The 11,492-nt window shown below is 56.2% G+C and carries 12 protein-coding genes; 3 read left to right on the top strand and 9 right to left on the bottom strand.

Annotation, left to right across the window (positions count from 1 at the left end):
* Window positions 1-79 precede the first annotated feature (79 nt).
* The 3 genes from gap (N9C89_RS06215) to gap (N9C89_RS06225) form a co-directional block, all read right to left on the bottom strand.
* Window positions 80-1,084: a type I glyceraldehyde-3-phosphate dehydrogenase gene (gene gap / locus N9C89_RS06215; RefSeq protein WP_263952968.1), complete on the bottom strand. Its 1,005-nt coding sequence runs from the start codon at window positions 1,082-1,084 to the stop codon at window positions 80-82.
* 152 nt (window positions 1,085-1,236) lie between these two features.
* A complete protein-coding gene (locus N9C89_RS06220) occupies window positions 1,237-1,380 on the bottom strand; it encodes a hypothetical protein (RefSeq protein ID WP_263952969.1) in 144 nt (47 codons plus the stop codon).
* A gap of 16 nt (window positions 1,381-1,396) precedes the next feature.
* Entirely contained in the window at window positions 1,397-2,401 is a 1,005-nt protein-coding gene (gene gap / locus N9C89_RS06225; RefSeq protein ID WP_263952970.1) for a type I glyceraldehyde-3-phosphate dehydrogenase, read from the bottom strand.
* Between the two features lie 442 nt (window positions 2,402-2,843).
* Here gap (N9C89_RS06225) and N9C89_RS06230 point away from each other — a divergent pair, with 442 nt between their 5' ends.
* A complete protein-coding gene (locus tag N9C89_RS06230) occupies window positions 2,844-3,134 on the top strand; it encodes a DUF6525 family protein (RefSeq protein WP_263952971.1) in 291 nt (96 codons plus the stop codon).
* Window positions 3,135-3,231: 97 nt separating this feature from the next.
* Here the strand turns inward: N9C89_RS06230 and tkt are convergent, their stop codons facing one another.
* Window positions 3,232-5,253 (bottom strand): transketolase, encoded by a 2,022-nt coding sequence (gene tkt, locus N9C89_RS06235; protein ID WP_263952972.1) that lies wholly within the window; start codon window positions 5,251-5,253, stop codon window positions 3,232-3,234.
* A gap of 353 nt (window positions 5,254-5,606) precedes the next feature.
* Between tkt and N9C89_RS06240 the strand changes: the two genes are divergently transcribed.
* The gene (locus tag N9C89_RS06240) at window positions 5,607-6,062 is read left to right on the top strand and encodes a hypothetical protein (RefSeq protein WP_263952973.1); all 456 of its coding nucleotides are present in this window, start codon (window positions 5,607-5,609) and stop codon (window positions 6,060-6,062) included.
* Window positions 6,062-6,448, top strand: coding sequence for a cell division protein ZapA (locus N9C89_RS06245; protein WP_263952974.1), 387 nt, complete (start codon window positions 6,062-6,064; stop codon window positions 6,446-6,448). The genes N9C89_RS06240 and N9C89_RS06245 overlap by 1 nt, the downstream gene beginning before the upstream one ends.
* A gap of 99 nt (window positions 6,449-6,547) precedes the next feature.
* Here N9C89_RS06245 and grxD read toward each other — a convergent pair whose 3' ends face one another.
* From grxD to N9C89_RS06270, 5 genes are all read right to left on the bottom strand, one after another.
* Window positions 6,548-6,907 (bottom strand): Grx4 family monothiol glutaredoxin, encoded by a 360-nt coding sequence (gene grxD / locus N9C89_RS06250; RefSeq protein WP_263952975.1) that lies wholly within the window; start codon window positions 6,905-6,907, stop codon window positions 6,548-6,550.
* A gap of 58 nt (window positions 6,908-6,965) precedes the next feature.
* A complete protein-coding gene (locus N9C89_RS06255) occupies window positions 6,966-7,208 on the bottom strand; it encodes a BolA family transcriptional regulator (protein ID WP_263952976.1) in 243 nt (80 codons plus the stop codon).
* 76 nt (window positions 7,209-7,284) lie between these two features.
* Complete coding sequence (locus tag N9C89_RS06260; protein WP_263952977.1) at window positions 7,285-7,806, bottom strand: hypothetical protein; 522 nt, start codon at window positions 7,804-7,806, stop codon at window positions 7,285-7,287.
* Window positions 7,799-9,958, bottom strand: coding sequence for a phosphoribosylformylglycinamidine synthase subunit PurL (purL, locus tag N9C89_RS06265; protein ID WP_263952978.1), 2,160 nt, complete (start codon window positions 9,956-9,958; stop codon window positions 7,799-7,801). Before purL ends, N9C89_RS06260 begins: the two co-directional genes overlap by 8 nt.
* Window positions 9,959-10,479: 521 nt before the next feature.
* Window positions 10,480-11,397: a LysR family transcriptional regulator gene (locus tag N9C89_RS06270; RefSeq protein ID WP_263952979.1), complete on the bottom strand. Its 918-nt coding sequence runs from the start codon at window positions 11,395-11,397 to the stop codon at window positions 10,480-10,482.
* Window positions 11,398-11,492: the final 95 nt, after the last annotated feature.

An 11,492-nucleotide genomic window follows, 5' to 3' on the forward strand; every position in this document is an offset into this window, starting at 1 on the left:
GGGTTTCTAGATTAGACTAGATAAACAAAAAAGCCGCCCCGTATTGAGGCGGCTTTTCTAATGTGTGTAAGCGTTAAGCTTAGATAAGTTTTGCCATCGCAACCGCTGTGTCGGCCATGCGGTTGGAGAAGCCCCACTCGTTGTCATACCAAGTCAGGATACGGCACATGTTGCCGTCCATTACCTTGGTCTGGTCAGTGGCAAAGATCGAGCTGTGGGGATCGTGGTTGAAGTCCATCGATACCAGCTTGTGATCTGTGACGCCGAGGATACCCTTGAGCGGGCCTTCGGACGCGGCGGCGTGGATCGCAGCGTTGATCTCTTCGGCGGTTGTGTCGCGGCTGGCTTCGAATGTCAGGTCGACAACAGAAACGTTTGGCGTTGGCACGCGGATCGCAACGCCGTCCAGCTTGCCGTTAAGCTCTGGCAGCACGAGGCCAACGGCCTTGGCCGCGCCTGTGGACGTTGGGATCATGTTGCAGGCCGCAGCGCGGGCGCGATACAGGTCGCTGTGCATTGTATCGAGCGTTGGCTGGTCGCCTGTGTAGCTGTGGATCGTTGTCATGAAGCCGCGCTTGATGCCGATCACATCGTTCAGAACCTTGGCAACCGGCGAGAGACAGTTGGTTGTGCAAGAGGCGTTCGATACCACGATGTCTTCGGATGTGAGCGTGTTGTCGTTCACACCGTATACGATGGTTTTGTCAGCGCCTGCGGATGGCGCAGAGACAAGAACGCGGCTCGCGCCGTTTTCAAGGTGGATGGCGGCTTTGTCGCGCGCGGTAAAGATACCGGTACACTCAAGCACGATGTCGATGTGACCCCATGGAAGTTCGGCAGGGTTGCGGATTGCGGTTACGGCAATCGGGCCACGGCCCACGTCGATTGTGTTGTCGGTTGTGGTCACGTCATGCGGGAAACGGCCATGCACGGTGTCATAGCGCAGGAGGTGCGCGTTGGTTTCAACCGGACCAAGATCGTTGATCGCCACAACTTCAATATCGGTGCGGCCGGATTCAACGATGGCGCGCAGAACATTCCGGCCAATGCGTCCAAACCCGTTGATCGCTACTTTTACAGACATGCGTAGTCTCCTCGGACTTCAAATAGTATTGTATGGGGCCACGGGCTTGTTATCGCTAACAAGCCCAAGATGCAATGGGCCTTAACCGAGGAGCGCGGATTTTGGCGGTTGAAATTGACGAAGGGGAAGGGTGCGTGCGCCGATGCGCAGGCTTAGCGCCAGAAGGCGATGTATTCGATCGCTTGTCCGAGGCGGCGCGCGGCGCGGACAGGGAAATCAAGGTGTAAGAAAAAGTGATCTGCGGCGAAAACCAGAAGGATCACGCCGCAGATAATCAAAACCAGTCGTGTCGTCATGCGCGCGCGCCACTTCCTAGGAGGTGAGGCGCCCCATTTCCGCAGCAACATCAGCCATGCGGCAGGAAAAGCCCCACTCGTTATCGTACCATGCCAGCACACGCACCATACGTTTGCCGACGACCTTGGTTTGGTCAGGGGCGAAGATAGAGGAATGTGAGGTGTGATTGAAGTCGATCGAGACTTTTTGTTCAGGATCATAGGCGAGGACCGCGCCCATGTGGCCGTTGGCGGCATTGGCGACGATCTCGTTGATGTCGTCTTTGGTTACGTCTTTGCCCGCTTGGAACGTCAGATCAACCGCGGAGACATTCGGTGTTGGTACCCGTATCGAGGTGCCGTCAAGTTTGCCGTCCAGCTCTGGCAGCACGAGGCCAAGCGCCTTGGCTGCACCTGTCGAGGTTGGGATCATCGCCATAGCGGCGGCGCGGGCGCGGTAGAGGTCTTTGTGGCGGCGGTCGAGCGTTGGCTGATCGCCGGTGTAGCTGTGGATCGTAGTCATGATGCCGCTTTCGATCCCGACAGCATCGTTCAGCACCTTCGCCAGCGGCGCGAGGCAGTTGGTGGTGCAGGAGCCGTTGGACACGATCTTGTCTTGGGGCAGGAGATCACGATGGTTCACGCCATAAACGACTGTGCGCGCCACATTGGTGGCAGGCGCAGAGATCAGAACGCGTTTTGCGCCACGCTCAAGGTGGACCGCCGATTTATCGCCGTCGTTGAATTTGCCGGTACATTCCAAAACAACGTCACAGCCGGACCAGTCAAGCTCTTCTGGGTTATATGTGCTCATCACGTCCATCGGGCCACGGCCCAAATCAAGCGTGTTGCCGTTGACCCGAATATCGCCCGCAAAGCGGCCATGCACGGAGTCATATTTTAGCAAATGTGCGTTTGTTTCGATGGGTCCGGTTGCGTTAAGTTTGACAACCTGAACGTCGTTGCGGCCGCTCTCTGCGATATGGGCCAATGTACAGCGGCCAATGCGGCCAAATCCGTTAATCCCGACTGTGACGGTCATAGCGTATCCTCTTTTTCGCGGTCATCAGGGGCCTCTGACGACTTGGCGATTACGGGGGTATATAGGGGAAAACCTAACATATTCCGAGGGTAAAACCGCTTTATTCGCAATATGTTAGCGCAAAACATTGCCCGTTGGCGCTAACAGGACGTAGCGTTTTATCTTGGGCATTCGATGTTGGCGTTAACAATTTGTGGTCCAGAGTCTGGCAAAGGAATCACTTCGGCGTGGGCGTTGTGAGTGAGGTTGGAAAATCGGCTTGTGGTGCATTACGTTATAACATAACTATTGGGCCGCAAGATTCTAGCGACGAAGAGGGCTCCGCGCGTATGCAGGCGAAATCACAAACAATCATTGAATTTAGCGTTTCGCGGGGTTGGTTGGAGATACTGAAGTATTGCGCGGCGGGGCACCAGTTGCAGATCAAGGTGAATGCGCTCTGATGGCTGGAAACCTTGGCCGCACAAGCCTCAAGTGCAAGCGCCGTTCATCCGACCCGATGCGGGATTACGATCGCCTTCCAAGAGAGTTGCGAATTTGGCTTTCTGGGGCGGTGCTGCCATGGCGGCCGCGCTCTGTGCGGCGTGCGTTTGATGCAGCACTGTCGCGAACTGGCGGTGTTGGACCTGCGCTGGCGGAACTGGACCGCATCGAGCGGAGAATCGTTTCCAAAGACGCGCGTAAAATCTGGGGGCAAGATCACCCCAACGTTTCCAACGTAAATAGAGTTTGAGTTTGGCAGAAAGGCTTGTGCTTCGCTGCTGTAGAAACGAAAAGCCCCGCCGAAACGCATCCGGCGGGGCTTAAAATACTGTAAGGCCGGTCGAGGACTAGAGCCCGAGCAGCGCCTTGACCTTGGCAACTGTGTTTTCGGCGGTGATGCCGTATTTCACAAAGAGCTCTTCAGCAGGAGCAGAAGCGCCGAAGCCTTCCATGCCGACGAACCCAGCCTTGTTGGCCTTGCCGCGCTCACCTGTGAGCCATTTGTCCCAACCCATTTGAACGCCGGCTTCGATCGCAACCCGAACCGGGCCGCCTGGAAGCACGCGCTTGCGATAGGCTTCGTCCTGCGCTTCGAAAAGTTCCATACATGGCATGGAAACAACGCGTGTACCGATGCCCTCTGCTTCAAGGAGCTCTTGCGCTTCAAGCGCAACCGACACTTCGGAACCTGTTGCCATCAGGATAACCTGACGTTTGGCAACCGCATCCTTGAGAACATAGCCACCAAGCGCGGTCATGTTCTTGTTCTTATGCTCTGTCCGAACGGTCGGCAGCCCCTGACGGGAAAGCGCCAGAACCGATGGAGTGGATTTAGACGTAAACGCAACTTCCCATGCCTCGGCTGTTTCAACCGTGTCGGCGGGGCGGAACACATATGTGTTTGGCGTTGCGCGCGAAATCGCGAGATGCTCGACAGGCTGGTGTGTCGGGCCGTCTTCGCCAAGGCCGATGCTGTCGTGGGTCATCACGAATACAGTCGGGATCTTGCTCAACGCGGCGAGGCGCATCGCAGGGCGGGCATAGTCTGTGAAACACATGAATGTGCCGCCGTAGGGGCGCATGCCGCCATGCAGCGCCATGCCGTTCATTGCGCTGGCCATGCCGTGCTCGCGGATACCCCAATAGACGTAACGCCCTTTGCGGTCCTCTGGCGAGAACACACCCAGATCAGCAGTCTTGGTGTTGTTGGAGCCAGTGAGGTCAGCAGATCCGCCAACAGTTTCCCACATCAGCGGGTTCAAGACCTCAAGCGCCAATTCGCTGGATTTACGTGTGGCAACCTTTGGCTGCTCTTCGGAAACCTTTTTCTTAAGAGCTTTGACCGCAGCCGAGATTTTCTTAGGCGCTTCAAGCGCATAAGCGCGGTTGAACTCATTCTGTTTGTTGCCGGAGAGGCTCGCGAAGCGCTCTTGCCATTCTGCAAAGGCCGCAGCGCCTTTTTCGCCCATGGCTTCCCACTGGGATTTTATGTCAGCGGGGATGTCAAACGGACCATGCTCCCAGCCGTAGGCTGTACGGGTGTTGGCAATCAGTGTTGCGTCTGTAAGGGCACCGTGGCCTTTGGACGTGTCCTGAGCGGAGGAGCCGAGCGCGATGTGGGTTTCACAGGCGATCATCGAAGGCTTGCCGGATTTCTTCGCAGCGGTGATCGCAGCATCAATCGCAATCGGATCGTGGCCGTCGATCTCCTGCACGTGCCAACCAGATGCCTTGAAACGCATAACCTGATCGGTACGGTCGGACAGATCAACGGTGCCGTCGATGGTGATGTTGTTGTTGTCCCAGAAGACGATCAGCTTGGAAAGCTCGTGGCGTCCTGCGATGCCGATGGCTTCTTGGCTTACGCCTTCCATGAGGCAACCGTCGCCCGCGATCACATATGTATAGTGATCGACAACCTTCTTGCCGAATTGCGCGCGCTGAAGTTCTTCGGCCATTGCAAAGCCAACCGAGTTCGCAATCCCCTGACCGAGTGGGCCGGTGGTTGTTTCAACGCCGTCGAGAAGGAAATTTTCTGGGTGACCCGCTGTGAGCGCGCCGGACTGGCGGAAGTTCTTGAGCTGCTCGAGTGTGACTTGCTCGTAACCTGTGAGGTGAAGCAGGGAATAGACCAGCATGGAGCCGTGACCTGCGGACAGGATAAACCGGTCCCGATCAGGCCAAAGCGGGTTCTTTGGGTCAAACTTCAGATGCTTTTCAAACAGAACAGTCGCCACATCGGCCATGCCCATAGGCATACCGGAGTGACCGGAGTTTGCAGCGGCCACGGCATCCAGTGTCAGGACACGGATTGCGGCGGCTTTGTTCCAATGTTCGGGGTGCTCTTTGCGGAGAGTTGCAATATCCACGAGTATTCCTCTGGTTGGGCTCTTTTGTTAGCGGTTTGATAGCAAGTGTTTCGTAAAGTGCAAGGATGCAAGCTCCCTGAGCGGGAAAAGAGGCGGCAAAAAGGGGCGCAATTCGAAATTCGCTGCGATAAACTGACCATCAAGCGGTGTTTTGGCACGATTCGTGGTTTTACTGCCGCGCGGGTTTGCTACAATCAGACGTGTTGACGTCATTACCGGACCATGTCGAAAGATTGCGGTTCGGACGGTCGGCACGCTGGCAAGCGCCACATCGAAAAGCGCCGTAAAGAGGCGCGGAAATGGGATCACCGTCGAATGGCGCAGCCCCGCAGGCAGGCCGAGGAGAGAGGCACATGAGCGAGATCACAGAGTTTGAACAAAGAATTATGGCAGCTTTTGCGCGGATTAATTCGGGCGTGGAGCGGTTTGAAAAAGGTGAGAGTGCAGCCCTGAAGGAAGCGCTTGAAGCAGAGCGCTCGGTCAATGCCCAGCTTGAGGAGCGCGTCCGCGCTATCAAAACCAAGCAAGAGCAAACATTGGCCAGCCTTGAGCGGCAGGTTGCTTCGCTTCAGGAGAGCATCGGTACGCTCGAAGGCGATGTTGGCCGCCTCAAGGGGGTGAATGCCGAATTGCGCAAGAACAACGCCGCCTTGCGGCAGGCGATTGCTGATGGGGTTGCAGACAAAGAGCTTGTTGACGCCTCGCTTCAGGCCGAGCTTGAAGGCGTGAAAAGCGCGCAGGCCAGCGACCGAAACGAGCTTGATGGGATCATCAAGGATCTAGAGACGCTGATTGGGGAGAATGCATAATGCCTGAGATCAAAATCACAATTGGCGGACGCGATTTCGAAGTTGGGTGCCAGGAGGGGGAAGAACATTTCCTTCAGGCCGCTGCCGCACTGCTGGATGGCGAAGCCTCGGTTCTGGCGGAACAAATCGGGCGCATGCCCGAAGCGCGGATGCTTTTGATGGCGGGCCTGATGCTTGCGGACAAAACAGCCGGGCTTGAGGAGCGGCTGGCGCAGGCCAATGACAAACTCGCGACGCAAGAGCAATTGCTCGAAGAATTGCGCGCGCGACCGACTGTTCCGGATCAGGTTGCGGTGATCCCGCAAGAGATCAAAGATACGCTCGCAGAAATCGCCGCACGTGCCGAATCCGTGGCCGATACGATCGAAGAAAAGGCAAATGCTTGAACGTTAAGCTTCGCGGTCAAGCCTTTGGAATAAAGTAGAAAAGCCCGCCAATATGGCGGGCTTTTTTTGTTGGTTCGTTGCAGAATTTAGAATTTTGAACTAGGCGTTTGCTTCGCGGATTTTGTCGGCAGCTTCTTTGCTGAACGCGACTTCGTTTTCGGCAAACAGCGTATCAAGCTCACCGGAAAGCGTCATCTCTGTTACGATGTCACATCCGCCCACAAACTCGCCTTTTACATAGAGCTGCGGGATTGTTGGCCAATCGCTGTAGTCTTTGATGCCTTGACGGAGTTCATCGTCGGCCAGAACATTCACGTCGGCGAAATCGACGCCCATGAAGTTCAAAACACCGGCCACGCGGCTTGAAAATCCGCATTGTGGCATCTCTTTGGTGCCTTTCATAAAGAGGACCACATCATTGTTGGTTACGGTCTCTTTGATTTGTGTCTCTGCGCTCATCGGAGCTTCCTTTTTGTGTCAAACCTTCTGCAAAGAAGGGGTATTTCGGGGAGGCGCGTTATTCCGGAACCTTGGTGGTCAGTGCCAAGGCGTGCAGTGCGCCGTTGTTGCCGTCCATTGCGCCTTTGAGGCTCGCATAGACAGCGCGTTGCTGTTGCACACGGTTCATGCCGCGGAAGCTTTCGTCCGTAACTTCCGCCGCCCAGTGGTTGCCGTCGCCGGCGAGGTCGGTGATTGTGATCTTTGCGTTGGGAAAGCCAGCGCGGATCAGGTCTTCGATTTCTTGGGCTTGCATTGCCATTGTTGGTTCTCCTGTTGGGCCAAACCTAATCCGCACGTTTGCGAAGTTCAAGGCAGGCAAAGCAGGAAAGGGCGCGTTAACCCTGCGGCGATTTCGCCACGTTTTGCAGGGACCGCAAGAAGGGTTTCACCGCGCGCAAATCAGGAGCAGCCGCGCGCAGAGTTTCCATGCTCCATCCATCCTCTGGGGCAAGTGCCGTGAGAAGCGCGTGGCGGGTGGAGGCCTGCTCGGGTGTCATTGGAAGTGCTGTGGCGGCGACGAGGAGTTCAAGTGCTTGGTGGATGGGGCGCATGAGCGCGAAGGCTTCCATCATATCCGGAAGCAGTTCGGGCCGGTCTTGCCATGATTTTCCGTCGAAAATATCTTGCACAACGCGCTGCCCTGCGCCGAGGCAATCATAGGCAGAGCAGCCGGAAAACCCCTTGTCATCAAGGCTTTGGTGGATGGCGCACAATCCGTTTTGCGCGAGGTTCGGGCAAGGTGTGCCTGCTGGTTTATCTATGGCAAATCGATCGGATTTGATAAGGTCGAGCGCCACGCAGCACAGGGCCGCGCAGCGCCCGCAATCTGGGCGCAGATCTGGGTGCGGATCAGGCAACCTTTGCTTCAAAGCTGCCGCGGAAGATGTCGGCAAGCTCTGTCAGCGGGGCGGAGGTTGAGCCGAAGCTTACTGTATCGCCGCCAAATTTCCCGACAGTGGCGATTGGCACACCAGCTTGGTTCGCCGCGATAAAGAGCGCCTCTGCCTGATCGAAGCCGCAAGCCACGAGGTAGCGGGCCTGATCTTCGCCAAAGAGAGTTGCAGTGTCGTCACTATCGATCGCAACGCCAACGCCAGCCGCTTCGGCCATCTCGAAGGCGGCGAGGGCGAGGCCGCCATCAGCCAAATCGGTGCAGGCTTCGATCATCTCGCGGTTGTCACGGATGAACGCGCCGTTTGCTTTTTCGGCGGCAAGGTCAACGGAAGGGGCGTCGCCATCTTCACGGCCAAAGACCTCTGCCAGAAGCGCGGATTGGCCGAGGTGGCCCGTGGTTTCGCCGATAAGCAGTGCAACTTGGCCGTCTTGGGCGGCGCCAGTGATTGCGTTTTCGCCTGCGTGGATCAGGCCAACCGCACCGATGGTTGGCGTAGGAAGGATGCCTTTGCCATCGGTTTCGTTGTAAAGGCTCACGTTGCCTGACACGATCGGCATATCAAGGGCGGCAACAGCTTCGCCAATCCCTTTGATCGCGCCAACAAACTGGCCCATGATCTCGGGTTTTTCGGGGTTGCCGAAGTTCATATTGTCGGTTGTGGCCAGCGGCAACGCCCCCACAGCGGAAAGGTTACGATAGGCTTCGGCAACGGCCTGTTTGCCGCCCTCAACAGGGTTCGCCTTAACGTAACGCGGTGTTACATCAGAGGTGAAAGCAAGCTGTTTGTCGGTGCCGTGTACGCGAACGATTCCGCTTCCGTTGCCCGGATTGCGGGTGGTGTCGGCCATGACCATTGTGTCGTATTGCTCGTATACCCATTGTTTGCCCGCGTAGTTCGGGCTGGAGATCAAGGCCTTCAGGCCGTCGATTGGGTCAACTCCCGTCACCGGCTCCATTTCTTCGGCTGGGGGCGTTTCAACCCATGGGCGGTCGTATTCAGGCGCGGAGCCAGAGAGCGTTGCGAGCGGCAGGTCGGCTTTGACCTCACCGTTGTGCAGGACAAGGAAGCGGTCTTCGGCGATGGTTTCGCCGACGATGGCAAAATCAAGGTCCCACTTTTCGAAAACGGCGCGGGCTTCGGCTTCTAACTCGGGTTTCAGCACCATCAACATACGCTCTTGGCTTTCCGAGAGCATCATCTCGTAGGCGGTCATGTTTTCTTCGCGTTGCGGCACATCCTCAAGGTTGAGTTTTACGCCAAGGCCGCCCTTGTCACCCATTTCAACGGCAGAGCAGGTAAGGCCAGCGGCTCCCATATCCTGAATAGAGATCACGGCACCGGTTGCCATCAACTCAAGCGTCGCTTCCATCAGGCGCTTTTCAGTGAAGGGGTCGCCAACCTGAACAGTTGGGCGCTTCTCTTCGATGGTGTCGTCAAACTCGGCGGAAGCCATTGTTGCGCCGCCTACACCGTCGCGGCCTGTTTTCGCGCCGAGGTACACAACCGGCATGCCAACGCCGGAGGCTGCGGAGTAGAAGATCTTGTCGCTGTCAGCCAGACCAGCGGCAAAGGCGTTGACCAGACAGTTGCCGTTGTAAGCCGCGTGGAAACGCACTTCGCCGCCCACAGTCGGAACACCGAAACAGTTGCCGTAACCGCCGACGCCCTCAACCACACCGTTCACAAGCTGCTTGGTTTTCGGATGATCGGGTTCGCCGAAGGAAAGCGCGTTCATTGCCGCAATCGGGCGTGCGCCCATTGTAAAGACATCGCGCAGGATGCCGCCGACGCCTGTGGCCGCACCTTGGTAAGGCTCGATATACGATGGGTGGTTGTGGCTTTCCATTTTGAAAATTACGGCCTGACCGTCGCCGATATCAACTACGCCAGCGTTTTCCCCTGGGCCGCAGATGACCTGTGGGCCTTCGGTTGGCAGGGTGCGGAGCCATTTCTTGGAGGATTTATAAGAGCAGTGCTCGTTCCACATTGCCGAAAAAATGCCAAGCTCTGTGAATGTCGGGGTGCGTCCGATGATCTCTAGGATACGCTCGTACTCGTCGGGGCTTAGCCCGTGGCTGGCGATGAGTTCTTCGGTGATGGTTGGCTCTTGCATGTAAGTCCCCAGTAGGTTTGCGGTGCAGCGTGGCCCAAATCGGCGTGGCCCCATTTTGAAGTTGGGCATTCCATAAGCAAATAAAGCGAAAAGGGGAAGAGGGCGCGCGCGGCTTTGACGGTTTCGCGCGAAGAATTTCGCGGGTGTGATGCGTGACTGGTGGCCACGGTGGTCAGATTCACCTCTTTTGCCGGTGATGTAAGAGGGAAGAATGTGGAGGCGAAAGGGGCCGTTTGCACCATTCCTGCGCAACGGATTCAGAAAGCGTAGAAATTTCGCGCAGTTTGAAAACTGATCGAATTTAGAGCAATTCCGGAATTTTGGCGAAAAAAAAGGCCGAGACAAAGCTCGGCCCTAAGTCCAACAGGGAGGTTGAAAGCGGCGAGAAGTCTCGTCATCGCCTTCGAGGAGTGATTTATGGGCGGTGTGAGTACATTTCAATAGTAAATGTTTCAGATAGGCGCAAAGCCGCTATGCACCAGATGCATAGCTATTTGAGAAAATTGCAAAAGTGGATGGGCTTAGCTGCCTGTTTTTTGAGCGTTCTCGTCCTTAATCCGTTGACGATGCTCAAAGATTTCTTCGGTCACAAAGTCACGGAAGGCCTTGATGCGCTTGGATTGGCGCAATTCTTCGGGGTAGGCGAGGTAGACAGGTACCTCGTTTGACTCAACATCATCGAGCACACGGATCAGGTTTGGGAAGTCCACGGTTACGTAATCCGGCAGCACGCCAATCCCCAATCCCGCGATCGCCGCTTGCAGCACGCCGAAGTAGTTATTGACCGTCAAAGAGTTGCTAATGCCGTAGGTCAGCAGGTGCTGCACGAAGCCAGAACTTGCCGCAACCTGAGCTGAGGACGTGTTTTGGCAGATGAGCCTGTGGCCCTCCAGCTCTTCCATCGTGCGGGGGGTGCCGAACTTGTCGAGGTATTCCTGTGTTGCATAGAGGCGCATCCGAACGGACATCAGCCGCTTGCGGATCAAATCGGCCTGACTTGGCTCTTTCATGCGGATGGCAACGTCGGCCTCGCGCATGGGAAGATCAAGAACACCTTCTTCGAGCATAAGGTCGATTTTCAGGTCTGGATACTTGTCATAGAGGTGCGGAAGTCGTGGCGCGAGCCAAAGTGAGCCAAAACCAATCGTTGTAGTAACGCGCAGCTCGCCAAAGACTTCGTCTTCACTGTCGCGGATGCGCGCACTCGCCGCTTCAAGCCGTTTGTTCATGGCGACGGTCGCGTCAAACAGCAATTCTCCCTGTTCGGTGAGAATCAGTCCGCGGGCGTGACGGTGGAAAAGGGTGGTATCAAGGCTCTCTTCGAGGGCCCGAATCTGTCGACTCACGGCGGATTGCGACAAATGCAGTGTCTCTCCGGCTGCTGTTAGGCTGCCCGCATCGGCCACTGCGTGAAATATTCTTAGCTTGTCCCAGTCCATCGCGTTCAATTCATTTCATTTGCTACGTTTGAAAGTACATAGAATTACAGCGAAAGTGTAGTTCAATTCAATTCGCCTTTTCATCAAAAAAAGCA

It is taken from the genome of Halocynthiibacter sp. SDUM655004 (assembly GCF_026015885.1).
Classification (GTDB): domain Bacteria; phylum Pseudomonadota; class Alphaproteobacteria; order Rhodobacterales; family Rhodobacteraceae; genus Falsihalocynthiibacter; species Falsihalocynthiibacter halioticoli.